23 protein-coding genes and 1 tRNA gene are annotated in these 24099 nt (G+C 66.5%); 14 read left to right on the forward strand and 10 right to left on the reverse strand.

Going from position 1 to position 24099, the window contains the following annotated elements; genetic code table 11:
* Positions 1 to 206: 206 nt before the first annotated feature.
* On the reverse strand, positions 207 to 449 hold the full coding sequence (locus tag BCEP18194_RS41790; protein WP_167316028.1) for a hypothetical protein: 243 nt from the start codon (positions 447 to 449) through the stop codon (positions 207 to 209).
* Between BCEP18194_RS41790 and BCEP18194_RS34720 the strand changes: the two genes are divergently transcribed.
* The 5 genes from BCEP18194_RS34720 (at position 388) to BCEP18194_RS34740 (ending at position 6683) form a co-directional block, all read left to right on the forward strand.
* The gene (locus tag BCEP18194_RS34720; RefSeq protein ID WP_011355990.1) at positions 388 to 1920 is read left to right on the forward strand and encodes a sensor domain-containing diguanylate cyclase; all 1533 of its coding nucleotides are present in this window, start codon (positions 388 to 390) and stop codon (positions 1918 to 1920) included. The two genes, BCEP18194_RS41790 and BCEP18194_RS34720, sit on opposite strands and share 62 nt — an antisense overlap.
* A gap of 163 nt (positions 1921 to 2083) precedes the next feature.
* Entirely contained in the window at positions 2084 to 3154 is a 1071-nt protein-coding gene (locus BCEP18194_RS34725; protein WP_011355991.1) for an FUSC family protein, read from the forward strand.
* 329 nt (positions 3155 to 3483) lie between these two features.
* Entirely contained in the window at positions 3484 to 4818 is a 1335-nt protein-coding gene (gene argG / locus BCEP18194_RS34730) for an argininosuccinate synthase (RefSeq protein ID WP_011355992.1), read from the forward strand.
* A gap of 231 nt (positions 4819 to 5049) precedes the next feature.
* Positions 5050 to 5547, forward strand: a complete 498-nt coding sequence (locus BCEP18194_RS34735) for a shikimate kinase (RefSeq protein WP_041493370.1) — start codon at positions 5050 to 5052, stop codon at positions 5545 to 5547.
* Positions 5548 to 5888: 341 nt separating this feature from the next.
* Complete coding sequence (locus tag BCEP18194_RS34740) at positions 5889 to 6683, forward strand: polysaccharide lyase family 7 protein (protein WP_011355994.1); 795 nt, start codon at positions 5889 to 5891, stop codon at positions 6681 to 6683.
* 89 nt (positions 6684 to 6772) lie between these two features.
* Here the strand turns inward: BCEP18194_RS34740 and BCEP18194_RS34745 are convergent, their stop codons facing one another.
* The 3 genes from BCEP18194_RS34745 to BCEP18194_RS34755 form a co-directional block, all read right to left on the reverse strand.
* On the reverse strand, positions 6773 to 7876 hold the full coding sequence (locus tag BCEP18194_RS34745) for a LysR family transcriptional regulator (protein WP_081436716.1): 1104 nt from the start codon (positions 7874 to 7876) through the stop codon (positions 6773 to 6775).
* A gap of 100 nt (positions 7877 to 7976) precedes the next feature.
* Positions 7977 to 8396, reverse strand: coding sequence for an ATP--cob(I)alamin adenosyltransferase (locus tag BCEP18194_RS34750; RefSeq protein ID WP_011355996.1), 420 nt, complete (start codon positions 8394 to 8396; stop codon positions 7977 to 7979).
* 131 nt (positions 8397 to 8527) lie between these two features.
* A complete protein-coding gene (locus tag BCEP18194_RS34755) occupies positions 8528 to 9328 on the reverse strand; it encodes an AraC family transcriptional regulator (protein ID WP_011355997.1) in 801 nt (266 codons plus the stop codon).
* 173 nt (positions 9329 to 9501) lie between these two features.
* On the opposite strand from BCEP18194_RS34755, the gene BCEP18194_RS34760 reads away from it, so the two are divergent.
* The 3 genes from BCEP18194_RS34760 to BCEP18194_RS34770 all read left to right on the forward strand — a co-directional run bounded on the left by BCEP18194_RS34760 (position 9502) and on the right by BCEP18194_RS34770 (position 12388).
* Entirely contained in the window at positions 9502 to 10128 is a 627-nt protein-coding gene (locus tag BCEP18194_RS34760) for a LysE family translocator (RefSeq protein ID WP_011355998.1), read from the forward strand.
* Positions 10129 to 10211: 83 nt separating this feature from the next.
* On the forward strand, positions 10212 to 11627 hold the full coding sequence (locus BCEP18194_RS34765; RefSeq protein ID WP_011355999.1) for a hypothetical protein: 1416 nt from the start codon (positions 10212 to 10214) through the stop codon (positions 11625 to 11627).
* Between the two features lie 8 nt (positions 11628 to 11635).
* Positions 11636 to 12388: a class I SAM-dependent methyltransferase gene (locus tag BCEP18194_RS34770; RefSeq protein ID WP_011356000.1), complete on the forward strand. Its 753-nt coding sequence runs from the start codon at positions 11636 to 11638 to the stop codon at positions 12386 to 12388.
* Between the two features lie 20 nt (positions 12389 to 12408).
* Here the strand turns inward: BCEP18194_RS34770 and BCEP18194_RS34775 are convergent, their stop codons facing one another.
* From BCEP18194_RS34775 to BCEP18194_RS34790, 4 genes are all read right to left on the reverse strand, one after another.
* On the reverse strand, positions 12409 to 13098 hold the full coding sequence (locus BCEP18194_RS34775; RefSeq protein ID WP_011356001.1) for a DUF2848 domain-containing protein: 690 nt from the start codon (positions 13096 to 13098) through the stop codon (positions 12409 to 12411).
* Positions 13099 to 13170: 72 nt separating this feature from the next.
* On the reverse strand, positions 13171 to 13557 hold the full coding sequence (locus BCEP18194_RS34780) for a hypothetical protein (RefSeq protein ID WP_011356002.1): 387 nt from the start codon (positions 13555 to 13557) through the stop codon (positions 13171 to 13173).
* 48 nt (positions 13558 to 13605) lie between these two features.
* A complete protein-coding gene (locus tag BCEP18194_RS34785) occupies positions 13606 to 15084 on the reverse strand; it encodes a 4-hydroxyphenylacetate 3-hydroxylase family protein (protein WP_011356003.1) in 1479 nt (492 codons plus the stop codon).
* A 36-nt stretch (positions 15085 to 15120) separates the two neighbouring features.
* Positions 15121 to 15669: a flavin reductase family protein gene (locus BCEP18194_RS34790; protein ID WP_011356004.1), complete on the reverse strand. Its 549-nt coding sequence runs from the start codon at positions 15667 to 15669 to the stop codon at positions 15121 to 15123.
* A 255-nt stretch (positions 15670 to 15924) separates the two neighbouring features.
* On the opposite strand from BCEP18194_RS34790, the gene BCEP18194_RS34795 reads away from it, so the two are divergent.
* Positions 15925 to 17136 (forward strand): IscS subfamily cysteine desulfurase, encoded by a 1212-nt coding sequence (locus BCEP18194_RS34795; RefSeq protein ID WP_011356005.1) that lies wholly within the window; start codon positions 15925 to 15927, stop codon positions 17134 to 17136.
* A gap of 56 nt (positions 17137 to 17192) precedes the next feature.
* Here BCEP18194_RS34795 and BCEP18194_RS34800 read toward each other — a convergent pair whose 3' ends face one another.
* Positions 17193 to 17735, reverse strand: a complete 543-nt coding sequence (locus tag BCEP18194_RS34800; RefSeq protein ID WP_011356006.1) for a MarR family winged helix-turn-helix transcriptional regulator — start codon at positions 17733 to 17735, stop codon at positions 17193 to 17195.
* Positions 17736 to 17863: 128 nt separating this feature from the next.
* On the opposite strand from BCEP18194_RS34800, the gene BCEP18194_RS34805 reads away from it, so the two are divergent.
* Positions 17864 to 18454 (forward strand): nuclear transport factor 2 family protein, encoded by a 591-nt coding sequence (locus BCEP18194_RS34805; RefSeq protein WP_011356007.1) that lies wholly within the window; start codon positions 17864 to 17866, stop codon positions 18452 to 18454.
* 64 nt (positions 18455 to 18518) lie between these two features.
* Here the strand turns inward: BCEP18194_RS34805 and rtcR are convergent, their stop codons facing one another.
* Positions 18519 to 20135: an RNA repair transcriptional activator RtcR gene (rtcR, locus tag BCEP18194_RS34810; RefSeq protein ID WP_041493371.1), complete on the reverse strand. Its 1617-nt coding sequence runs from the start codon at positions 20133 to 20135 to the stop codon at positions 18519 to 18521.
* Positions 20136 to 20471: 336 nt separating this feature from the next.
* Between rtcR and BCEP18194_RS34815 the strand changes: the two genes are divergently transcribed.
* The 4 genes from BCEP18194_RS34815 to BCEP18194_RS34830 all read left to right on the forward strand — a co-directional run bounded on the left by BCEP18194_RS34815 (position 20472) and on the right by BCEP18194_RS34830 (position 24096).
* Positions 20472 to 20544: transfer RNA gene (locus BCEP18194_RS34815), tRNA-Cys, on the forward strand.
* Between the two features lie 258 nt (positions 20545 to 20802).
* A complete protein-coding gene (locus BCEP18194_RS34820) occupies positions 20803 to 21945 on the forward strand; it encodes a slipin family protein (RefSeq protein WP_011356009.1) in 1143 nt (380 codons plus the stop codon).
* A 59-nt stretch (positions 21946 to 22004) separates the two neighbouring features.
* Positions 22005 to 23228: an RtcB family protein gene (locus BCEP18194_RS34825; protein WP_041493638.1), complete on the forward strand. Its 1224-nt coding sequence runs from the start codon at positions 22005 to 22007 to the stop codon at positions 23226 to 23228.
* Positions 23229 to 23283: 55 nt separating this feature from the next.
* Complete coding sequence (locus BCEP18194_RS34830; protein WP_011356011.1) at positions 23284 to 24096, forward strand: nucleotidyltransferase domain-containing protein; 813 nt, start codon at positions 23284 to 23286, stop codon at positions 24094 to 24096.
* The last annotated feature ends 3 nt before the right edge of the window (positions 24097 to 24099 follow it).

Consider the following 24099-nt stretch of genomic DNA (forward strand, 5'->3'; position numbering starts at 1 on the left):
TCAAGGGGTTGGCCGCGTCGAATCCGGCCGTTGTCGCCGGCCGGCTTGAAAACCCCGCGTATCAGAGGGTTATCCGGTTCTCCGATCCGCCCGGTGTTTCTCCACTGTCCGGTCGCAATCCGCCCGATACCGCTCCAGCATTCATAATCGCCGGGTAATCACGGGATTATTCAGACAATACAATCGATATCGACGATTGATTCAAATCAAATCACCCTCACGTAAAGCAGTAATGATGCGTAACAATTTAGAATCGACGTATCCGCATGCATGTTTTGCATGCGCACGCGAATGTCGGGAATTCGCGAGATAATGCGGCCCGATTCAAAATAAACAGCGGACGGAATCGCCAACGACGCGAAAATCCGCCGCCCGCCACCCTCGAGGATGAAGTCATTCACGCTGCCCGCCGCGCTGCGCCGCCATACCGCGTCGATCGTGGCACGCATTCTGTCGCCCCGCGGCGTACTCGTTGCGGGGATCGTGCTGCTGATGTTCAGCTGGGGCCTTTCCACGTCGCTTTTAATCGAGGCGCGGCGCGATGCATATGACCATGCGGTCGAAAATGCACGCAACCTGATGCTGCTGATCGAACGCGATATCGCGCGCAATATCGAACTCTACGATTTGTCGCTGCAGAACGTCGTCGACGGCATTGCCGACCCGGAACTGATGACGTTGCCGCCGCGCCAGCGCCACCGGCTGCTGTTCGACCGCGCAGCGACCGGCGAGTATCTCGGGTCGATCTTCGTGATGGATGCGCACGGCAATATCGTGATCGATTCGAGCGCGTCGCCCGCGCGGCAAGGCAATTTCGCCGACCGCGACTATTTCGCCGTGCATCGCGACGGGCTCGCGCAGGGCCTCTACATCAGCAAGCCATACGCGGCCCGGCTGCGCAGCGGCGCATTGACGATCGCGCTCAGCCGTCGGATCAACCGGCCCGACGGCACGTTCGCCGGCATCGTCGTCGGCACGCTCAGCATCGACTACTTCCGTGCGCTGCTCGACGGCCTTGCGGTCGGCAAGCACGGCAGCGCGGCGATCGTCGAGGACAACGGCACGCTCGTGTCGCGCCTGCCGTACGACCCGCACGTGGTCGGCCTCGACCTGCACAGCTCGCCACTCTTCATCGAATCGCAGCGCACCCGCGACGGCGCGCTGACCGGGGTCGGCGCGATCGACGGCATCCGGCGCATCTATGTTTACAAGCATCTCGCCGGCCTGCCGCTGATCGTCGACGTCGCGCCCGCCGAAATCGACATCTACGCGTCGTGGCACCACCGCGCGGTCTGGACCGTCGTGCTGATGTGCCTGTTCACCGGATTCATCGCGTGGGGATCGCTGGCGCTGTCGCGCGAACTGAAGCGCCGGCAGGTCGCCGAATCGAAGCTGTACCGGCTCGCGCACACCGATGCGCTGACGGGCGTCGACAACCGCGGCACGTTCGATACGGTGCTCGCGAAGGAGGCGCAGCGGGCGTCGCGCAGCGGCCGCCCGCTGTCGGTGCTGTTCGTCGACGTCGATCACTTCAAGGCGTTCAACGACTACTACGGCCACCCGGCCGGCGACGACGTGCTGCGGCGCGTCGCGCAGACCGCATCGCGCTGCCTGCGCCGCGACAGCGATCACGTCGCGCGCTACGGCGGCGAGGAATTCGTCGTCACGCTGCCCGACACCGATGCGCAAGGCGCATTGACCGTCGCCGAGGGCATCCGGCGCGCAATCGCGGCGCTCGGCATCGAACACGCGAAAAGCCCGTACGGGCGCGTCACGGCGAGCATCGGTGCAGCGACCTCCACCGACGGCCGCGTGAACGCCGCGACGCTGTTACGGCGGGCCGACGAGGCGCTGTACCGCGCGAAGTCCGGCGGCCGCAACCGCGTGCTGGAGGCGCTGCCGAGCACCGCCGACGCATGACGGCGCCATGACATGACGCGAAGCCACGCGGCGGCCGGCCGGGCCGGATGACCGCGCCGTGGACAGTCCTCCCGCGTTCGGTTAGCGTGACATCTGCTGCGCATGCGGCGCGGCGCCGGCCCGCGCAGGCCGCCGTGCGCGTTCCGGCCACTCCAGTTCCGCCATGACCACCCCGCTCCCTACCCGGCTGCCACCGCTCCTGCGCAACGCACTCCGCCCGCTGCTCGACCCGTATCGCCGCTACCGGCACGCGAAGCTGATCCATGCGGCGCGCGTCTCGCTTGCGATTCTCGTGTCGATTGCGCTGTCCACCGGCCTGAACGTACCGCACGGCGAGTGGTCGACGATCACCGTGCTGATCGTCGTCGGCGGGCTGCAGCACCACGGCAACATCCGCAAGAAGGCGGCCGAGCGCGCGCTCGGCACGTCGATCGGCGCGCTCGCGGGGCTCGGGCTGATCCTGTTGTATTCGTTCGTGCACGCGCCGCTCGCGATCTACCTGCTGATGGCGCTCGCGTGCGGCTTCTGCGCGTATCACGCGATCGGCAAGGCCGGCTACATCGCGCTGCTGTCGGCCATCACGATGGTGATCGTCGCCGGGCACGGCGACAACGAGATCGTCGACGGCCTGTGGCGCGCGGTGAACGTGCTGACCGGCATCGCGATCGCGCTGGCGTTCTCGTTCGCGCTGCCGCTCTATGCGACCTACTCGTGGCGCTACAAGCTCGCCGACGCACTGCGCGCGTGCGCGGCCGTGCATGCACGGCTCGCGGGCGACCGCCACGTCAGCGACGATGCGCACCTGAAGGAAATGGCCGCGTTGAGCACGCTGCTCGTGCAGTTGCGCTCGCTGATGCCGTCGGTGTCGAAGGAATGCGAGACGTCGATGACGCAGCTCGAGGCGATCCAGCGCAGCCTACGCCTGTGCATCGGCTATCTGGAGATCCTGTCGAGCGCGGTGCCGGCCCGCGACGACATCGCGGCCCGCGAATACATGCGCGTCGACATGAAGGGCGTGAACCGGCGCATCCGCGACACGCTGGTCGGCGCGAGCCGCGCGCTCAAGTTCGGCACGCCGAGCCGGCTCTCGCCGCGCCGCCGGCCGGCCGGCCCGCCGCACGACGCGCCGCCGCCGCAGTTGTCCGGCTATGTGTCGATCACGGCCAAGCTGGCCGGGGAAGTCGAACAGTTGCGCGAGAAACTGCTCGACACCGCGCAGTCGTGGAACATCTGACGCTCACGGGAATCCGGGCTTCGCGCGCCAATCTTTCATATGCCTTTCGGGATGGCGCGCCGGCAGCCTGACGGTGGAAGCCCCGCCTTTCGGCCGATCCGGCCCCGGAAACACGGCCCGCGGCCGGGTGCGTCGGGGCCTGTTTTTACTGCGATTTCGCGCCGGTTTGCGCGGTGTTCTCCACCCGGTTAACCGCCCGCCAGGCCCGCTGCGACAGGCCCGACGTCGGTTCCGCGCGAAAATCAGCCCTTGCCCCAACCTCCCGGACAGCCGATACTCGCATATTCCGCGAAATACGATCCCACCGGCTTCAATCCACGGTTATTCCTATGAGCACGATTCTCGAAAGCCTCCCGACCGGCCAGAAGGTCGGTATCGCCTTCTCCGGCGGCCTGGACACCAGCGCAGCGCTGCACTGGATGAAACTCAAGGGCGCCGTCCCGTACGCATACACGGCGAACCTCGGCCAGCCCGACGAAGACGATTACGACGCGATCCCGAAACGCGCGATCGAATACGGCGCAGCCGGCGCCCGCCTGATCGACTGCCGCGCGCAGCTCGTCGCCGAAGGCATCGCCGCGCTGCAAAGCGGCGCGTTCCACATCACGACGGCAGGCGTCACGTACTTCAACACCACGCCGATCGGCCGCGCCGTGACGGGCACGATGCTCGTCGCCGCGATGAAGGAAGACGGCGTCAACATCTGGGGCGACGGCAGCACGTACAAGGGCAACGACATCGAGCGCTTCTACCGCTACGGCCTGCTCGTGAACCCGGATCTGAAGATCTACAAGCCGTGGCTCGACCAGACGTTCATCGACGAGCTCGGCGGCCGTGCCGAAATGTCCGAATTCATGAACCAGGCTGGTTTCGCGTACAAGATGTCGGCCGAGAAGGCCTACTCGACCGATTCGAACCTGCTCGGCGCGACGCACGAAGCGAAGGATCTCGAAAGCCTCGAAAGCGGCATCAAGATCGTGAACCCGATCATGGGCGTCGCGTTCTGGCGCGACGACGTGAAGATCGCCGCGGAAGAAGTGACGGTGCGCTTCGAAGCCGGCCAGCCGGTCGCACTGAACGGCGTCGAGTTCTCCGACCCGGTCGAACTGCTGCTGGAAGCGAACCGCATCGGCGGCCGCCACGGCCTCGGCATGAGCGACCAGATCGAGAACCGGATCATCGAGGCGAAGAGCCGCGGCATCTATGAAGCCCCGGGCCTCGCGCTGCTGTACATCGCGTACGAGCGTCTCGTCACCGGCATCCACAACGAAGACACGATCGAGCAGTACCGCGAGAACGGCCGCCGCCTCGGCCGCCTGCTGTATCAGGGCCGCTGGTTCGACCCGCAAGCGATCATGCTGCGTGAAACCGCGCAACGCTGGGTCGCACGCGCGATCACCGGCGAAGTGAAGATCGAACTGCGCCGCGGCAACGACTACTCGATCCTGAGCACGAAGTCGCCGAACCTCACGTACCAGCCGGAACGCCTGTCGATGGAGAAGGTGGCGTCGACGTTCTCGCCGCGCGACCGGATCGGCCAGCTGACGATGCGCAACCTCGACATCACCGATACGCGCGACAAGCTGCGCGTGTACTCGCAAGTCGGCCTGCTGACGCCGGGTGAGACGTCGGCGCTGCCGCAGATCAAGGGCGACGACAAGTAAGTCGCTTCGCTCGACGCCGTACCGCATCGCTCGATGCGGTACGGTTGGGCAGGCTGTGTGGGTGCATCGTCTTCGCGCACTCGGCCTGCCGCTCCCGCAGCCTCTTCCCCGCCTTTCCGCCTTTCCGCCTTTCCGCTCCGCAATCGCATCGCCCCGTGTGACGTACCAACGGCACTGCATCGCCGCGCCAGTCATGGCAAGCTGCGAGTCTTCCGATTCCAGCGCCGACTCATGACCGCCCTTACCGTCATCCACCTGAACGGCCCAATCAACAGCGGCAAGACGACGATCGGTCTCGCGCTCGCGCATGTGCTGCCCGACGCACGCTTCATCGACGGCGACGATCACGACGCGCCCGAGGATGCACCGTTCGACGTACAGTGGGCCATCGCGCTCGAACGTCTCGTCACGCAGATCACGAACGCGCGTGAGCGTCATCTGGTCATCGCCTATCCGATCGGCGAAACGGAATACGAGCGGCTGCGCGCCGCCTGCGAAGCGCGCGACGCGCGGCTGTTCGTCGTGACGCTCGCGCCGCCCGAAGCGGTCGCGTCGTCGAATCGCGGCTCGCGCGCGCTGACGGACTGGGAGCGGAACCGGATCGCCGAGATGTATCGCGAAGGCTATGCGTCGCGGCCGTTCAGCCAGATGGTGCTCGATACGTCCGATGCGACGCCCGATGTTTGTGCGGCGCGTATCGCGCAGCACGTCGCGGCGACGGAGTCGTAACCGGCACACCTGCCCGCGCCCCTCAAGTCGGCACGCGGATACCTCGCGGTCGTCGGTGGAAAGCAACTCCTCCGGCCGAAATAGGAAAACGTTTACTCTTCTGATGCTTCTTGCTAGCATCGTCCTCGGTCGGCCTGAGCGGGTTCACGGAAAGCCGATTGCAAGCCTTGGAAACCGCGCAATATTCTGCATCGCTGTTCCAGCCGTCGAGTCTTACCTGCTTTCTGTATTTTGGAGTGCTTTCTACGGGCAACCGATCTCGCTTCGACGATCGCACGCCTGAATAGGAAAACGTTATCCACAACGTGGCGCCCAGCCACGGACCATCAGAGAGAGACACCATGAAGAACAGGATCATCCCGTGCATCGTCGCCGTTCTGTCCGTTGCCTGCCTGTCCGCATGCGGCGGCGACGATCCGGCCAGCCCGGCCGCCGCCGCCCGCCAGCAGGCCACCGCGATGGCGCTCAGCCCGTCGAACCCGCCCGGCTCGAACTTCAACCTCGCGCCGTTCACGCTGCAGTTGCCGACCGGCTCGTCCGGCAAGGTCGACACGGTGAGCGGTTCGTCGCTCGCGGGTGGCTACGTGAACCCGACGTATTTCTATACGGACGGCAGCGACGGATCGATGGTGATGATGGACCCGACGCAGGGCTGGACGACGTCCGGCTCGCTGCATCCGCGCACCGAGTTGCGCGAGAACGCGATCTGGCCGACCTCCGGCACCAACCGGCTGAATGCGACGGTGGCCGTCACGCAGGTGCCCGATCACACGACGATCGGCCAGATCTTCCAGGGCACCGGCCCGAGCAAGCCGCTGTGCGAGCTGCAGTTCACGTCGGGCGGCGTCGTGCAGTTGTTGCTCGAAAGCACCAACCAGGGCGGCAAATCGACGATCACGCCGATCACCACCGTCGGCGTCGGCAAGAAGTTCAGCTACGCGCTGAGCCTGAGCGGGACGACGATCACCGTCACGGCGAACGGCACGACCAGAACCTTCACGATGGATTCGAGCTTCGACGGCGAGAGCTTCTACTTCAAGGCCGGCGACTACGACCAGACGGCCGTGTCCGGCACGCCGCTGACGACGCCCGGCACGATCGTGAAGTTCTATGCGCTGACGCTCACGCATAGCTGATCGCGCGTCCCGATGCATGAATCCGGGCAGGCTCGCGCTGCGTGCCTGCCCTGCTTTAAGGCACAAGCGGCGAGCTGCGAGCTGCGAGCTCAGCTCACTGCGGCCAACGCGGCGTGATCGAGATCCTCGGCGGTGACTGCGAACACAGGACGCTCGCCGTCGGCAACTCCGCCGCGCCGCATGTCGCCGAGCGCGGCCACGGACCCGGCAGTCGATTCCGGCATGTGCGCGACACGCCCCTCCTGCGTCACCCGCCATCCCGGCGCACCGGCCGCCACCAGCCCTTCATGCTCGTGCGCAGCCTGCGCGAATCGCTCGCCAATCCAGTCGACGAACGCGCGAACGCCGGGCGACACATGCGGACGCTTCACGTAGACGGCCGACACCGCGACCGCGTCGGGCCGCCAGCGCGGCAGCACCTCCCGCAACCGCCCCGCATCGATCAGCGGCTGCGCGGCGACGCGCGGCGGCTGGATCAGCCCGAGGCCATGCACGCCGCACGCCAGGTACGCCGGCTCGTCGTCCACGCTGACGATCCCGTCGAGCCGCACCTTGCGCACCGCGCCATCGACGAGGAAATCGAGTTCGGCCGTGCGCTGGCCCGGCACGGACGACAGGCTGACCGCGCGATGCATGGCCAGATCGTCGAGCGTGCGCGGCACGCCGTGGCGATCGAGATACGCGGGGCTCGCGCAGGTCACGCGCTCGAGCATGCCGAGCCGGCGCGCGACGAGCGACGAATCGGGCAGCTCACCGAGCCGGACGCTGCAGTCGATCGCATCGCCGACGCGATCGGCCGCGCGCCCGGAGACGCCCAACGTCAGCACCAGGTCGGGATGCCGTGCATGAAACGCGCCGAGCGCCGGCAGCACGATTGTGTCCGCGACCGCCGCCGGCAATTCGACGCGCAGCGGCCCGCTCGGATGCAGTGCGGCGCCGCGGATGCTGGCTTCGAGCTCGTCGACGTCCGCCGTGATACGCACGCAGCGCCGGTAATACGCGTCGCCTTCGGGCGTCGCCCGCAACGCGCGCGTCGTACGCACCAGCAACGGCATGCCGAGCGCCGTTTCGAGCTCCTGTACGGTCCGCGTCGCGGTGGCGCGCGAAATGCCGAGCGCCTGCGCCGCACGCGTAAAGCTGTTCATTTCGACGATGCGCGTGAAAATGCGCATCGCGCGAATCGGATTGTCCACCGGACACCCCTGCATGTTTGCCGCATGCCGCGGCGCGCGTTCGCGCACCGGGCATGCGTATCGAGGAACAACGCCGCGCCGCCGGCGCGGCCGGGACGGTTCAGCCGTTCGCCGCCACGGCGCCGCGCGCCGGTTCGTCAAGCAGCCGCTGCGCCAGCGCGAGCGCGTCGTCGCGGGTGGCCGCCGCGTTCAGCGGATAGCCCCACACCTTCTCGAACGCACCCGAGAATGCATTGAGCGCCACGCGCCGCGCTGCATCGGGCTCGATCGCGATCATCGCGGGGATCCATTCACGTGACTGCGCGCGGTTGGCCTTGCTCCACTTCGCCAGCTGCTTGCGCAACTCGTGATCGTCGCCGCCGCGATCGTCGCCGGACGGCGCGTCGTCGGTCAGAAGAACGAACGGTTCACGACGCGCCAGCAACGCGTCGAGTTCGGCAATCAGGTGGGCAGGATCGGTGTGCGTCGAACCGGTATAACGCAACCAGACAAACGGGAATTCGGTCGTGACGATTTGCATGTTGGCCTCCAGATGAGAACGATTCTCATTTTATGGATTGAGGCCCACCGCGTCATTTATCGCCCCGGCCAACCGCTTGCTCAATCCGGCCAATCGCGCATGCGTGGCGCGGGCCACGCCGCCCGCGCCGTTCAGCGTTGCCGGTCGGTCAGGAATTGTGTCGGCGACTTGCCGGTCGCCTTGCGGAACATCGTCACGAAGCTGCTCGCGCTCTCGTAGCCGAGATCGATCGCGATCTGGTGCACGCGGCGGCCGGTCGTCAGCATCCGCAGCGACAGCGCGACGTGCAGCCGCCGGCGCCAGTCGCCGAGGCTCATCCCGAGCTCCTTCGTCGCGAGCCGCGTCAGGCTGCGCTCGCTGATGCCCACGCGTCGCGCGAGTTCGGGCAGCGGCGACTTGTCGGCCGGATCGTCGAGCAGATGGTCGATCAGCTTGCGCAGCCGGCGATCGGCCGGCATCGGCAGGTACAGATCCTCGACCGGTGCCGCGACGAGTTCGTCGAGCAGCGTCGCGATCAATCGCCCCTGCGGCCCGTCGACGTCGTACAGGTTCGGGAAGCTCGCCGCCTTCAGCAGCAGCTCGCGCAGCAGCGGCGACACCGACAGCGTGCAGCAGCGCGCGGGCAGGTCGAGCGCGGCGTCGGGTTCGACCAGCACCGCGTAGAACGTCGCGCCGGCCGAGCCGCGCGCCGCATGCGGGACGTCGCCCGGAATCCACACCATGCATTGCGGCGGCGCGCTCCACACGCCGCCGTCGATCTCGCAGTAGATGACGCCGCTCAACGTGTAGAGCAGTTGCGCCTGCGGATGGCTGTGCCGCTCCAGCCGCCATTCGGGCTCGACGACCGAGCCGCCGAACACGACGAGCGGGCGCGGCACGTGGAAGACTTCGTCATCCGCTGCGGGATCGGTGGTCGGTGGAAGCTTGCGCATGAAACGGTGGACGATGGAGGAAGCCGGACGCGCTGCCCGCGCGTCCTTTCGTGCTTATACCAGAAAGGTGCCGGTGCAGCCGTGCGGTTGCCCGGGCTACGTCTGCAGCCGTACGCCGAAGCGAATACAATGCCCCGATCCCCCCGTCGCTGCGCCCACCTGCCGGAGCCGCCATGTTCGACCTGACCACGCTGACCACCTTCACGGCCGTTGTCCTGGGCCTGTTCCTGATTCCCGGCCCCGCCGTGCTGCTCGTGCTGAGCCGCACCGTGCAGGGCGGCCGCAAGACCGGCATCCTGACCGGCCTCGGCGTCGCCAGCGGCGATTTCGTGCATACGCTGTTCGCGGCCGTCGGCCTGTCGGCACTGCTGATGACGTCGGCGCTTGCGTTCAATGTCGTGAAGGTGGTCGGCGCCGCGTACCTGATCTATCTCGGCGTGCGCGCGCTGATCGAGAAACCGTCCGATCCGTCGCTGCCGAGCGTGTCGCCCGTCACGCCGCTCAAGGCGTACCTGCAGGCGATTCCCGCCGAAGTGCTGAATCCGAAGACCGCGCTGTTCTTCCTCGCGTTCATGCCGCAGTTCGTGCATCCGGAACGCGGCTCGACGTTCGTGCAGTTCGCGGTGCTCGGGCTGATCTTCGTCGTGCTCAGCTCGCTCTACACGACGCTGATCGCGTGCTCGATCCGCCCGCTCGGCCGCCTCGTGAAGCGGCTCACGTGGCTCACGCGCTGGCAGGGCAAGATCATCGGCTCGATCTTCATCGCACTTGGGCTGCGCGTGGCCGTGCAGCAGCGCTAGGCGCACCGGCGGGCCACGCGGCCCGGCGAGCGCCGGCAAACCGAACAACGACACGACAACAACCGGCAGCGACGCTCCGATACATGGCCGACTCCCCTCGCGCGCCGCGCAAACGCACTGTCCGGCGCATCGTCTGGCCGCTCGCCATCGTCGCGGTATTCGCCGCGGCGACAGGCTGGCTGCTGACGCCCCGCGATCCGCGGCCGCCCGAGGTGCTAGCGCCGCCCGGCACGTCGCACGTGACCATCGCGCTCAGCGATCTCTACATGCCGTTCCTCACGCCGGAAGAAAACGCCGACCTGCGCAACCGGCTGCCCGACAGCGTCGACATCGTCGCGCACTACACGCATACGACCACGTCCTACAGCCTGCTGTCGTGCAGTGCAGGCCTCGGCTGCCTACCCGGTGCGCAATGGGACCAGCATATCGACGACGCGATGCGTACCCTTCCCGCCCACGTCACGCCGCGCGGTGGCCCCGACACGCAACGCACGATCAGCTTCGACCTGCCGCACCGGCTCGATGGCGGCTATTCGGTCGTCTCGTTTCACTTGTCGCTATCGGCGGACGCGCTGACACGCCAGCCGGGCTACCACGCGCTGCTCGCGCGCACCCGCCAGCCCGACACCGGGGCGTCCCGCGACGTCGAGCCGCACCTCAACTACGCAGTCCGCTTCGATGACCAGGTGGCCGCCCGCGAGCCGCGAGTCGTGCAGGACTGCCTGGAGACGATCCTGCCGAGCGGCATGCCCTCGATCGGCATCCCGATCGTCGTCACGATAACGACGGGATCGCCGCACGTATCGCTGACCGGCAGCGCGCGCTGCGCGCTGTCGGACGGTGCAGCCGACGCCCTTCGTGCAGTCAATGTGATCCCTGGCGTCAGCGTGCCGGCCACACCAGGCCGTTTGCCGCCCGGCCGGATCGCCGGCGCGCAGGTCGGGCTCGACCTCGATCATCAGGACGGCGCCACGCGGCTGTCGGGCCCGATCGTGCCGACCGCCGCGATGACGCGCTGGTATCAGCGCAATGAAGAGGGCCCCGATGCGTACCTGATCGAATTCGGCCCGTACCGCCAGCTCGAGGTCCGCATGCGCTTCGACAACGCGCAGCCGGTCAAAGGCATGCTGCCGATCCGCACCGAACGCTGGACGTTTTTCGACGACGCGCTCGTCGGCTACACGGCCGACATCGACTACGTCATGAACACCGAAAACGGCATCGTCATATTCAATACGCACTGGGACCAGTATTTCCACGACGGCAAGACCGTGTTCACGCAGACGACGAGCCGACCATGCGACGACGCCGTAATCTGCGGTGACGACATCGCCCGCAATCCGGAAGCGCAGGCCGCGAGCACCGACGTGCGGGCGGCCGGGCGCGATGCGCTCGCCGAGATCAGGAGCTGGATGGCAAGGCCCTATGACGCGCTGCAAGCCGAAGCACGTTCATACTTGCAATTCCGCACGGTGCTGAAGCCCGTCGCCGACCACTGACGCCCCCCATGCCCGCAGATGCAGACATCCTCTACACCGACCCGCGCCTCGTCGCGATCTACGACCTGTTCAACGCGGGCGACCAGGATTTTGCGTTCTACGCTTCCGTGATCGGCGCCGCGCAGCAACGCATCCTCGATCTCGGCTGCGGCACCGGCACGTTCGCGCGCCGGCTCGCGGCGGCCGGGCACGATGTCGTCGCGATCGATCCCGCGCTGGCGATGATCGAATATGCCCGAGGCCAGCCAGGCGCCGACGCCGTGCGCTGGCTCGCGTGCGGGCTCGACAGCCTGCCGCCTGGCGCACCACCGTTCGATGCAGTCGTGATGACCGGGCATGCGTTCCAGTGCCTGCTGACCGACACCGACATCGACGCGACCCTGCGCGGCGTGCGGCGCGTACTCGCCGACGGCGGCCGCTTCCTGTTCGACACCCGCAATCCGCGCGTCGCGCCGTGGCGTGCGTGGACGCCGGCACACTCGGCTCGCAGCGCCGAGTCGCGCGAAGCGGGCATCGTCGACCTTCATCATGCGGTGCGCTCGGTAGACGGCGCGATCGTGACGTTCGACACGCACTACCGCTTCCGCCGCGACGACACGGTGCTGACGAACACGAGCCGGCTGCGTTTCATCGCACAACCCGAGCTGCAGGCGCGCGTGATCGCAACCGGATTCTCGTCGGCCGACTGGTACGGCGACTGGCAGCACACGCCGTTCGACGACGCGACCAGCGCGGAGATCATCGCGATCTGCCGCGCATAACCACGCATTCGTCGAACGCGTCAGCCCGCCACGGGTAGCGTGTCCACCGCATACGCATGCCGCAGCGTGCGGCCCAGCACCGGATCTTCCAGCTCGACCTCGAACCGCTCGGCCGGCCGGATACCGCCGATCGCCGCAAGCGTGCCGCACAGCATCGCGGTGCCGTCGACGAAGCGGCCGTCATGGTGCGCGAACTGCGCGAGCAGGTCGTCCGGTGTGCGCATCGCGGTCACTTTGCCTTCCTGGTACAGCACGCGCTCGCCGTCGATCGTCGCGTACGCGCGCAGCACGAGCTGATCCCAGTGCCCGGCCACGTCGTCGAACTTCCACAGCGTATTCGCGCACGGCTTGCCGCACATCTGCTTCGACACGGTGATCCCGTAGGTCTCGACTTCACGGTCGGTGTGGTCGGACGCGATGCCGACGAAGGTCTCGCCGCCGTCGCGCACCAGCACGAATTCCGCTTCGCCGCTGCTCTGCCCGCCCGATACCTGGATCGCGGGAGACGGATCGAGGCGATCGGCCGCGACGCGGTAGAACACGGGCGTCGTCGCCGGGCGCTTGACGCCCAGTTCCTCCAGCTCGCGAATGTGCTTCTCCATGGCGACCGTGTCGCGGCCGGTCCAGCCCGCGATCACGAGCGTGTCGATCTCGATCGCACGCTCGGTGCGGCCGTCGCGACCGTCGATCGCGAACGTGATGGTTTTCATCGAATGCTCCTCGTAGCGGGCAGCGCACGCGCTGCGTGCCGCCGCCCGCCGTATGTCGTTGATCGGCCGTGCTTACGCCGGGTCGTAGTAGTGGATTTCCAGCAGCACGCAGCCGCCGTTCGACTTGAACGGGCCGTGCCATGCGCCGGGCGGACGCACCGCGTACGTGTAGCCCTTGAACGGCGTGCCGCCGTTGCCGTGCTCGTCGTTGCCGACGGTCAGGTCGCCCTCGACGAGAAACACCTCTTCCCAGTAGTCGTGCACGAACGGCTTCTTCGTGTGCAGCCCGGCCGGCAGGCGCAGCAGGCGCGTGCGGCTGCCGCGCTTGCGCTCGGTGTCGAGCGCGCCGGACAGGATCAGTTCCTGCGCGCCGGACGCCGGGTCATAGCCTTCCGGCAGCCGCCAGTCGCGTTGCATGTCCAGCGTATGGAATTCGTCGTGAAGCTTGTTGATGGCCATCTGTCTCTCCTGTGGCGATAGCGGGTGAGTCGGACGCACGGCGACGCATCAGGCGGCGCGCGGCGTCGACAGTTCCTGGTTCAACGAATAACTGCCGAGCATCGAATCGACGAGATGCGACGCGCGCTGCCAGTCGTACGTGCGATACGCGTGCCCCTTCGTGACGAACGACGCGCCGGCATAGAACAGCTCGTACTGGTTGTGGCGCGACGCGAATTCGGAGCCGACCGCATCCCACGCGAGCTTGAAGAACTTCACGCGCTCCTCGGACGAACATACGGGCGACTTCTGCGTCTTCTCGATGATGCGCAGCAGGTCGGGGTTCTCGAAGTCGCGCACGCTGGACGGCAGCATGATCATTCCGCCGCCGGCGAGCTCGCGCAGCGTGTTGAGCACCTTCGAATAGAGCTGCTGCGTGACGACTTGCGAGCCGTACAGCATGTTGCGGTCGGGCACGTAGAAGCCGTTGACGACGGTGCCCTTCGCTTCCATCCCGTAGACCCACGCCTCGACCATCGACGCTTCGGCCGCGAGCTGGCCCAGCGTTTCGCGCACCTGCGGGAACGTATTCGTGCCGTTGACCTCGGAGATCTTCAGCCCGAGCCCGACGAGGAAGCGCAGCTTCGTCATCAGCCGCACCTGGCATTGGTAGTTCTGGTACACGTGCGCGGGCGTCGCGTGGAACTGCTTCGCGCACATCGCCGTGTTGCCGGCGACGAAGATCCGTTCCCACGGCACCTTCACGTCGTCGAAATACAGCACCGCGTCGTTCTCGTCGAAGCGGCTCGACAGCGGGTTGTCGAACACCGACGTCGCGTTCTCCTCGTATGACTTGCGCGACAGGATCTTCATGCCCTTCGCGTTCATCGGCACCGCGAACGACAGCGCGTACATCTCGTCGCCTTCGCGCAGCGGCTGGATACAGCTGCAGAACACCTCGTTCGCCATGATCCCGCTGGTCGCGAGCATCTTCGCGCCGCGCACCGTGATGCCTTCGGCATCCTGATCGACGATGCCGACCGCGAGATACTTGTCCTCCTGCTCGTGTGCGGACTTCGACTGGTTCGCCTGCGGATTCACGATCACGTAGGTCAGGAACAGGTCGTTGTCGCGTGCATAGCGGTAGTAGTCGCGCAGTGCGCCCGCCCGCGCCGGATCGTATTGCTCGAACACGTCGGCGCCCATAACCATCCCGGAAAGACAGGATGCGACGTGATCCGGCGAGCGGCCCATGAAGCCGTAATGCAGCTCCGACCACGCTTCCATCGCGGCGCGACGTTCGACGAGTTCGTCGTAGGACGTCGGCAGTTGCCAGATTCGGCTGACGCGATTGCCCGAGTCGGGCGACACGAACGTCATCTTCTCGACGTTCTCGTCGCGCGCCTGGTAGTCGTACAGGCTCGCGTAGCTGCGGATCGAATTGCGGAATGCCGCGTGCGCGGTCACGTCGCCGACCGGCTGGCCGTTCAGGTAGACCTGCCGTCCGTCGCGCAGCGACGCGATGTGCTGAGTCCCGTTCTTGATCATGGTGTCCTCCAGGGTGGAATGAAACATGGGTTGCATTCAGGCAGACGGCGCGTGCATGCCGTCGAGCGTGCGGTAGCGGCCGCCGAAGAAGATCAGCGGGCGCCCTTCCGAACGCGCGCAATGCCGCGTCACGCGGCCGACGAAGATCACGTGATCGCCGCCGTCGTACTGCGCATAGGGTTCGCATTCGAACGTCGCAAGCGCGTCGGGCAGCAGCACCGCGGCATCGTCATCGGCTGCGTCGGCACGCCAGCCCCACTTGTCGCCGTTCGCTTTCGCAAAGCAGTTCGACAGGTGCTGCTGCGACTCGTCGAGCACGTTGACCGCATAGCCGCCCGCGCCGGCCAGGTCGCCGAGGCTCAGGCTGCGACGGTCGACCGAGAACAGGATCAGCGGCGGGTCCAGCGACACCGAATTGAACGACGCGACCGTGATGCCGATCGGCATCCCCTCTTTGCGCGGGGCAGTAATCACCGCGACGCCCGTCGCGAACATCGACAGCGCGGTGCGAAAGCGCCGCTGCTCGTCGGTGCCCGCGCCGGTTCCGGCATGCTTCTCGCTCATCTCGTCCTCCTTGGGTTGCATCGCCGGATTCCGCTGTGGAATCCGGTCCAACAAAGCACCGTCATTTAGCTTTGTTATTTAGCTTTTATTAAATGTAAACACAAAGGCGGATTCAAGTTGTCGTAAACCCTGACCTTGAAAGCTTTGTTTGAAAGACAACCCTACTGGCGAGATGGATGTTGTGCGGTGTCCGGGAATGTCCACGTACACTGCGGCTACCCTATTCCCCGGTGCTTTCGGGCACGACGGGAGACACCGCTTTCCGGAGCCGCATCGATGCAATCCCGTCCGATCTATATGGACTACAGCGCGACGACGCCCGTCGATCCGCGCGTGGTCGACAAAATGGTGCCGTTCCTGCACGAGCAATTCGGCAACCCGGCTTCACGCAGCCACAGCTACGGCTGGGACGCCGAGCAAGCCGTCGAGGAAGCGCGCGCGCATGTCGCCGCACTGCTCGGCGCCGATCCACGCGAAATCGTGTGGACCTCCGGCGCGACCGAAGGCAACAACCTCGCGATCAAGGGTGCCGCGCACTTCTACCAGGGCAAGGGCAAGCACCTCGTCACCGTGAAGACCGAGCACAAGGCCGTGCTCGATACCTGCCGCGAACTCGAACGCCAGGGCTTCGACGTCACGTACCTCGACGTGCGGGAAGACGGCCTGCTCGATGTCGATACCGTGCGGCAGGCGCTGCGCGCCGACACGATCCTGGTGTCGGTGATGCTCGCGAACAATGAAACGGGCGTGATCCAGCCGGTGGCCGAGATCGGCGCGCTGTGCCGCGCGCGCGGCATCGTGTTCCATTGCGACGCCGTGCAGGCGGCCGGCAAGATTCCGGTCGACGTGAATGCACTGAACATCGACCTGCTGACGGTGACCGCGCACAAGGTCTACGGCCCGAAGGGGATCGGCGCGCTGTACGTGCGCCGCAAGCCGCGCGTGCGGATCGAAGCGCAGATGCACGGCGGCGGCCACGAGCGCGGGATGCGCTCGGGCACGCTGCCGACGCACCAGATCGTCGGGATGGGCGAGGCGTTCCGGCTCGCGAAGGAAGAGATGGTGGAAGAAAGCCGCCGCGTCGGTGCATTGCGCGACCGGTTGCTGGCCGGCCTGTCGACGCTCGACGAGGTTTACGTGAACGGCGATCTCGCCCGCCGGATTCCGCACAACCTGAACGTCAGCTTCAATTTCGTCGAAGGCGAATCGCTGATCATGGGCATCAAGGGTGTCGCGGTGTCGTCAGGCTCCGCATGCACGTCGGCATCGCTGGAGCCGTCGTACGTGCTGCGCGCGCTGGGCCGCAGCGACGAGCTCGCGCACAGCTCGATCCGCTTCACGCTCGGCCGCTTCACGACCGAGGCTGAAGTCGACAGCGTGATCGCGCAGGTGCGCGACACGGTCGGCAAGCTGCGTGAGCTGAGCCCGCTGTGGGACATGCATCTCGAAGGGGTCGACCTGAATGCGATCGAGTGGGCCGCGCACTGAGCACGGCCGAAGCGTCAGGCCGGCCAGCGATCGCGGGCGGGCCTGCGGCTCGCGCGTCAGCCTTTTTCCTGGCGCGCGATCAGGTGGGCGAGATCGAGCGTCGCGCGATCGCCATTGGTGACGAGGCGGTCGATCACCGAGCAGAGTGCCTTGAATTCGGTCTTCGTCACACCCTCGAACAGCACGTTGTTGATGCGCTGCTGCGTCTCGGTGAGCGCCTTCAGCAGCTTCGAGCCGGCCGGCGTGACCGTGAGCCGCATCTTGCGCTTGTCGTCGGGGTCCGAGCGTTTGTCGATCAGGCCGAGCTTCTTCAGCTTGCCGGTCTCGATCGTGACGAATGCGCCGCTCAGGTGCAGGTGATCGGCGAGACGGTTGACGGTCACGACGTCGTCCTGCGACAGATGCGCGACCGAAATGAGCAGCGAATACTGGATGCCGGTAAGGCCGATCAGCGAGCCGAAGCCGTCGCGCACCGACAGCAGCCGGGCCGCGAACGGCAGCAGCCCGTTGATCAGGTGGCGAAACTCCGTGTCCGTGCCGTCGATCAGGCAGGCCGGGTTGGTAATGGTCAGAACGGACTCCTCTTGCTGCTTGGCCATGACTTCGACGCTCCGTACGGTCATGCGAATTTAGCTTTGAAACGAAATTATACGGCAAAGGCACATGCGCTCCGGGCCAGACCCGGCCGGTACATGTGGCCCGATTTCCCGATACAGGAGGCTCGTCCATGCCCTTTTCACTTCATCCCGCGTCGGTTCGCGCGCTGCTCGAATGCTATCTGCGAGCGAAGGACCTGAACCGGCCCGCGCTGATCGCCGACTGCTTCGCGGCCGATGCCGAACTGAGCTTTTCGCTCGCGAGCGACGACATCGATTTTCCGCCGCGCGTCACGGGCGCGGCTGCGATTGCGCGCACGCTGGTCGAGGAATTCGGCGAGCGGTTCGAGCGATGCCGGACCTATTACGTCTGCACGGAACCCGAAGTCGACGCGCACGGTGTCAGCGGGATGTCGTGGCTCGTCGTGATGCGGCAGAAGGACAACGGCGCATTGCGGATCGGGCATGGCACGTACCGCTGGCAATTCGCGGGCGACGACAAAGGCGAAGATGCCGCGCGGATTGCCGCGCTGCATCTTCATATCGCACGGATGGATACGATCGACGATCCGCAGTCGACGAAACTCGATGCGCTGCACGCGGCGTTCGGGTATCCGTGGCTACCGGCGCACGCATTCGCGCGCGGGCTCGCGGATGTCGCTGCAGCGCAGCCGGAATGGGCATTTCTGGCGCCGTTCCGGCAGGCAGCAGCGGCGGCGTAGCCGATCCCGTCGGCCGCGTGCGGGGCCCCTCCGGCTCCGTGCGGCGCTCGCGCCGTCGTACTCGTCACACCCCGTCGAGCACCTGCCGCACGCCCTCCCAATCCAGCCCGAACCGCGCAAGATACTTGCGCAGCCGGTCCGCATCGTTCGGCTGCTTCTTGCTCTGTCGTGATACCGCGAACAGCGTGCGCCCGGCTTCGGACAGGCTTGCCGACACGCGGCATACGTCGAGCACGCGCTCGAGCTGCGCACGGTCGAACAGGTCGAGTTCCGCCGCACGCGCGCCGAACACCGCGTCGACATACCCATCGGACGCACCCGCGCCGCCCGGCGACGACCACGTGCGCGTCAGCCGCTCGACTTCCTGTTCAGCAAGCGCCTCGGTGATCCGCCCGGCATCGGCCAATGTCGCCATCCGCGTGACCGACGCGGACAGCTCCCGGAAGTTGCCGGCCCATGCCGCGCGCGGCGATGCGGCGAACGCGAGATAGCGCCGCTTCGCCTCGACGTTGAACCGCACCTGCTCGCCCTGCTCGCGGCCGAAACGGTCGAGTTCGAATTCGAGGTTCGGCTCGATGTCCTCGCGGCGCTCGGCGAGCCCCGGCAGTTCGTACGTCCACAGGTTGATCCGCGCGTAGAGATCCTCGCGGAACGTGCCGGCCGCCACCATCTGCCGCAGGTCGCGGTGCGTGCCCGCGATCAGTTCGAAGTCGCTGGTCGCCTCGACATCCGCACCGACCGGCAGGAAACGCTTCTCCTCGATCGCCTTCAGCAGCATCGCCTGTTCGTCGAGCCCGAGTTCGCCGATCTCGTCGAGAAACAGCAGGCCACTGTCCGCCGCGCGCAGCAACCCGGCACGCGCCGACTGCGCGCCCGTGAACGCACCCTTCACGTGACCGAACAGCGTCGACATCGCCGCGTCGCCGCGCAGCGTCGCGCAGTTGATCTCGATGAACGGCCCCGCGAGCCGATGGCGGCCGCGCTTCAGCTCGTACACGCGCTTCGCGAGAAACGACTTGCCGGCGCCCGTCGGCCCGACCAGCAGCATCGGCGCGCGCGAACGCACGGCCACGCGCTCCAGTTGCTCGATCAGCGCGTTGAAGCGCGCGTTGCGCGTTGCGATGCCAGCCTTCAGGAACGACACGGTTTCGTCGCGCTCGCGCGTGAAGCGCTGCGCGATGCGGTTGTAGCGCGACAGGTCGAGATCGATCACCGACATCGTGCCGGGACCGCTCAGTCCTTCATCGGTCTTCTGCGGTGGCGCCGTCTGCGCGAGACGCGCAGGCAGGTAGCGCGCCTCCGCGAGCAGGAACCAGCAGATCTGCGCGACGTGCGTGCCTGTCGTGATGTGGATCAGGTAGTCCTCGCGGTCGAGATCGAACGGGTAGGCGCGCGCGAAATCGTGCAGCGTCGCGTAGACCTCCTCGAAATCCCACGGATCGCGAATCTCCATCGGGATGAGCCGCACGTCGGTGTGCGGCGACACGCGCTCCAGGTCCCGCTTCACGCGGTTCGCGAGACGTGCGTAGTTCGGCGAGTGCAGCAGTTCGAGCCGGTCGATCGGCGTGTCGCGCTGCTCGCACAGCGAAATCGTCGGCCGCCAGTTACGCCAGCGGCGCTGCGAGCCGCCGCCCTGATCGAGCACGGTGCCGAGAAAGCCGATGGCAACAGTCTTTCGCATGTTTATCTCATGGGATAAGAAGCGATCCGATTGTATCGGATTTTCTCGGCAACGAGATGCAGGAAGCATCGGCACCCAACCACCCATAAAAAATAAATCCCATTTATTTTCAATGCCTTAAAAAATATCCGAAGCACAAACGCGCCCACTGGCACGCTCCTCGCTAAATAGAAAGCGCCGGATGTCCCGCTGGCCCACGAGCCAGGGTTCACAAAGCCCTGCTGGTGCGCCGCCGCCGAACCTGGTTCGTCGCGGTCGCGCATGCCGCCATGGGCAGACGAAGGCAAACGGGCGCGTACTGGAACTTCGCCCGGGTTCGAGTCCCGGGGCGCCCTCCGTTCGGTAGCTCATTTGGGTAGAGCAGCCGGCGCAAGCCGGTGTGTAGCGGGTTCGAATCCCGCTCGAACACTGTCCGCAAGGACAGTCTCTTGATAGAAGCAGTACCCGCCGGTGCGGGCCGCAAGGCCCGCCGCGCGTCGGACCGGTTGCGGTTCCGCGCGATCGGCCGGACGGCCGCACGGCCCGCGCGAAGGCGCACGACGACGCGATGCAGGATGCGTCGCCGCGCACTTCGACGCCGGGCCAGCGCGCCGCCCGCCCGGTTGCGTCGCCCCGCGATCCGCACGATGCGTGTCACCCGGCGGTCATTGAAGAAAAGGACAAGAATATGTGGATGCGACATGTAGTGAAAAAGAACGAACGCGCGCTGCTGATGAATGAGGGCGATTTCGTGAAGGTGCTGGAACCGGGTGTGTTCAAGGCCTTCGATCCGTTCAAGCGCCTGTCGGTGCAGACCGCGCGTCTCGACGCGCCGCTCGCTGACACGGCACTGGCCGATTACCTGCGTCACGACGCACCGGACGTGCTCGCGCAGCACTTCGTCGCGATGGATCTCGCCGACGATGAAGCGGGCCTGCGCTACGAAGACGACGTGCTCGTCGAGATCCTGGCGCCGGGTACGCGCCGGCTGTACTGGCGCGGCCTGACCGCGCACCGCCTCGAACGCGTCGATCTCGCGCAGGACAGCATGCTGCCGGCCGCGCTCGTGAAGCGCATCGCGCAGCCGGCGCTGCGTGCACGCGGTGTGGCGGGCCTGACGGGCGTGCTGCTGGCACAGGTGCCGGCGTACCACGTCGGCGTGCTGAAGATCGACGGCAAGATCGAGCGGTTGCTGGACGCGGGCGTCGCGGCGTTCTGGCGCTTCAACCGCGACGTCGCCGTCGAACTCGTCGACCTGCGGTTGCAGGCGATCGAAGTCGGCGGACAGGAAATCCTGACGCGCGACAAGGTCGCGCTGCGGCTGAACCTGTCGGCGACGTGGTGCTATGCGGACGTGCTGCACGCGTTCGGCCAGTTGCAGAAGCCGGTCGAGCACCTGTATCGCGAGCTGCAGTTCGCGCTGCGATCGGCGGTCGGCACGCGCTCGCTGGACGAACTGCTGGAAGACAAGCAGTCGATCGACGACGTCGTGATCACGCAGGTGCGCGCCCGCCTCGGCCATTCCGGCGTGGAGGTGCGCAGCGTCGGCGTGAAGGATATCGTGCTGCCGGGCGACATGAAGACGATCCTCGCGCAGGTGGTCGAAGCGGAGAAGTCCGCGCAGGCGAACGTGATTCGTCGCCGCGAGGAAACCGCGGCCACGCGTTCGCTGCTGAACACCGCGAAGGTGATGGAAGAAAACCCGACCGCGCTGCGGCTCAAGGAGCTGGAAACGCTCGAGCGCGTCGCGGAACGGATCGACCGCATCTCGGTGTTCGGCGGTCTCGACCAGGTGCTGAACGGACTCGTCAGCATCAAGGGCGCGCAATGAATGGACAGGCACGGCGCACGGGCGCCGTGCCTCACGAACAAGGTAGCAAGGTGATGAACATGAGTGAAATGGATTACCAGGTGATGGAACTGGCCAACGGCAAGCCGGTGAAGATGTGGACGCAAGGCGTCGCCGTTGAAGACGAAGCACGCGCGCAACTGCGCAACACCGCGCAGATGCCGTTCATCTTCAGCCACGTCGCGGTGATGCCGGACGTCCACCTCGGCAAGGGCTCGACGATCGGCAGCGTGATTCCGACGAAGGGCGCGATCATTCCGGCCGCGGTCGGCGTCGACATCGGCTGCGGAATGATGGCCGCGCGCACGACGCTGACGGCGTCCGACCTGCCGGATTCGCTCGCGGGCCTGCGCAGTGCGATCGAACGCGCGGTGCCGCACGGCCGCGCGCCGGGCCGCCGCGATCCGGGCGCGTGGGGCGACCGCACGCCGGCCGCCGTGACCGAATCGTGGAAGTCGCTGCAACCGGGCTTCCAGCGGATCGTCGACAAGTATCCGAAGCTGGAGAAGACGAACCACTACGCGCACCTCGGCACGCTCGGCACCGGCAATCACTTCATCGAAGTGTGCGTCGACGAAGCGGACCACGTGTGGTTCATGCTGCACAGCGGCTCGCGCGGCGTCGGCAATGCGATCGGCAGCCTGTTCATCGAACTCGCGCAGGCCGACATGCGGCAGCACATCGCGAACCTGCCGGATCGCAACCTCGCGTATTTCACCGAGGGCAGCCGGCACTTCGACGACTACGTCGAAGCAGTCGGCTGGGCGCAGGACTACGCGCGCCGCAACCGGCAGGCCATGATGGACGCGGTGATCGGTGCAGCACGCGGCGTGATCGCGAAGCCGTTCTCGGTCGACGAGCACGCGGTGAACTGCCACCACAACTACGTGCAGCGCGAACGCCACTTCGGCGAGGACGTGCTCGTGACCCGCAAGGGCGCGGTGTCCGCGCAGAAGGGGCAGCTCGGGATCATTCCGGGCTCGATGGGCGCGAAGAGCTTCATCGTGCGCGGGCTCGGCAACCCGGACAGCTTCTGCTCGTGCAGCCACGGCGCGGGCCGGACGATGAGCCGCACCGAAGCGAAGCGCCGCTTCACGGTCGACGACCAGGTGAAAGCAACCCAGGGCGTCGAATGCCGGAAGGACGCGGGCGTCGTCGACGAAATCCCGATGGCCTACAAGGACATCGATGCGGTGATGGCGGCCCAGCGCAGCCTTGTCGAAGTGGTGCATACGCTGCGCCAGGTGGTGTGCGTGAAAGGATAGCGCGGTGCGCGGTCGATGGCCGGCGGCCGCGCACAACGAAAAGGAAGCAACAACAATGAAAACGGAAAAATTGACAGCGGTGCGCAGTGCGCACCCGGTCGACCCGGCCGTGCGGGCACGCGTGATGGCGGAGCTCGCGGAAGTCGAGCGCCGCCACGGCGTGAGCGTGCTGTTCGCGTGCGAATCGGGCAGCCGCGGCTGGGGGTTCGCATCGCCGGACAGCGACTACGACGTGCGCTTCGTGTATGCGCACCGGCGCGACTGGTACCTGAGCGTCGAACCGCAACGCGACGTGATCGAGCGGCCGCTCGACGACGAGCTCGACGTCAGCGGCTGGGAACTGCGCAAGGCGCTGCAACTGCTGCGCCGCTCGAACCCGACGCTGCTCGAATGGCTCGACTCGCCCGTCGTGTATCGCGAAGACGCACGCTGGGCGCCACGGCTCAGGTCGCTGGCGTCCGCGTTCTTCTCGCCGGTGCGCGGGCGTCATCACTACCTCGCGATGGCGAAGAAGAACTTTCGCGGCTATCTGCAAGGCGACACGGTGCGTTACAAGAAGTACCTGTACGTGCTGCGGCCGCTGCTCGCGGTGCGCTGGATCGACATGGGGCTCGGGATGCCGCCGATGCGCTTCGTGGATCTCGTCGACGGCACCGTGCACGAGCCGGCGGTACGCGCGGAACTCGACGCATTGCTCGCGCTGAAGATGAGCGCGAACGAAAGCGAATACGGGCCGCGCAGGCCGGCCGTGCACACGCTCGTCGAGACGATGCTCGCCGATGCCGAACACGATCGCGAATACAAGCGGCCGTGGGGCGACGTGGCGATGCTCGACGCGTTCCTGCGCGACGTGGTCGACGGTCGATGAAAA

Source organism: Burkholderia lata, assembly GCF_000012945.1.
Classification (GTDB): domain Bacteria; phylum Pseudomonadota; class Gammaproteobacteria; order Burkholderiales; family Burkholderiaceae; genus Burkholderia; species Burkholderia lata.

Excerpts from the sequence above, each read along its gene's own strand:
- BCEP18194_RS34795 (WP_011356005.1), top strand. The coding sequence starts at position 15,925 with ATGCAATCCCGTCCGATCTATATGGACTACAGCGCGACGACGCCCGTC.
- BCEP18194_RS34765 (WP_011355999.1), top strand. The coding sequence starts at position 10,212 with ATGGCCGACTCCCCTCGCGCGCCGCGCAAACGCACTGTCCGGCGCATC.
- BCEP18194_RS34800 (WP_011356006.1), bottom strand. The coding sequence starts at position 17,735 with ATGGCCAAGCAGCAAGAGGAGTCCGTTCTGACCATTACCAACCCGGCC.
- BCEP18194_RS34825 (WP_041493638.1), top strand. The coding sequence starts at position 22,005 with ATGAGTGAAATGGATTACCAGGTGATGGAACTGGCCAACGGCAAGCCG.
- argG (WP_011355992.1), top strand. The coding sequence starts at position 3,484 with ATGAGCACGATTCTCGAAAGCCTCCCGACCGGCCAGAAGGTCGGTATC.
- BCEP18194_RS34735 (WP_041493370.1), top strand. The coding sequence starts at position 5,050 with ATGACCGCCCTTACCGTCATCCACCTGAACGGCCCAATCAACAGCGGC.
- BCEP18194_RS34780 (WP_011356002.1), bottom strand. The coding sequence starts at position 13,557 with ATGGCCATCAACAAGCTTCACGACGAATTCCATACGCTGGACATGCAA.
- BCEP18194_RS41790 (WP_167316028.1), bottom strand. The coding sequence starts at position 449 with ATGCGTGCCACGATCGACGCGGTATGGCGGCGCAGCGCGGCGGGCAGC.
- BCEP18194_RS34805 (WP_011356007.1), top strand. The coding sequence starts at position 17,864 with ATGCCCTTTTCACTTCATCCCGCGTCGGTTCGCGCGCTGCTCGAATGC.
- BCEP18194_RS34720 (WP_011355990.1), top strand. The coding sequence starts at position 388 with ATGAAGTCATTCACGCTGCCCGCCGCGCTGCGCCGCCATACCGCGTCG.
- BCEP18194_RS34790 (WP_011356004.1), bottom strand. The coding sequence starts at position 15,669 with ATGCAACCCAAGGAGGACGAGATGAGCGAGAAGCATGCCGGAACCGGC.
- BCEP18194_RS34740 (WP_011355994.1), top strand. The coding sequence starts at position 5,889 with ATGAAGAACAGGATCATCCCGTGCATCGTCGCCGTTCTGTCCGTTGCC.
- BCEP18194_RS34750 (WP_011355996.1), bottom strand. The coding sequence starts at position 8,396 with ATGCAAATCGTCACGACCGAATTCCCGTTTGTCTGGTTGCGTTATACC.
- BCEP18194_RS34785 (WP_011356003.1), bottom strand. The coding sequence starts at position 15,084 with ATGATCAAGAACGGGACTCAGCACATCGCGTCGCTGCGCGACGGACGG.
- BCEP18194_RS34760 (WP_011355998.1), top strand. The coding sequence starts at position 9,502 with ATGTTCGACCTGACCACGCTGACCACCTTCACGGCCGTTGTCCTGGGC.
- BCEP18194_RS34755 (WP_011355997.1), bottom strand. The coding sequence starts at position 9,328 with ATGCGCAAGCTTCCACCGACCACCGATCCCGCAGCGGATGACGAAGTC.
- BCEP18194_RS34820 (WP_011356009.1), top strand. The coding sequence starts at position 20,803 with ATGTGGATGCGACATGTAGTGAAAAAGAACGAACGCGCGCTGCTGATG.
- BCEP18194_RS34775 (WP_011356001.1), bottom strand. The coding sequence starts at position 13,098 with ATGAAAACCATCACGTTCGCGATCGACGGTCGCGACGGCCGCACCGAG.
- BCEP18194_RS34725 (WP_011355991.1), top strand. The coding sequence starts at position 2,084 with ATGACCACCCCGCTCCCTACCCGGCTGCCACCGCTCCTGCGCAACGCA.
- rtcR (WP_041493371.1), bottom strand. The coding sequence starts at position 20,135 with ATGCGAAAGACTGTTGCCATCGGCTTTCTCGGCACCGTGCTCGATCAG.
- BCEP18194_RS34830 (WP_011356011.1), top strand. The coding sequence starts at position 23,284 with ATGAAAACGGAAAAATTGACAGCGGTGCGCAGTGCGCACCCGGTCGAC.
- BCEP18194_RS34770 (WP_011356000.1), top strand. The coding sequence starts at position 11,636 with ATGCCCGCAGATGCAGACATCCTCTACACCGACCCGCGCCTCGTCGCG.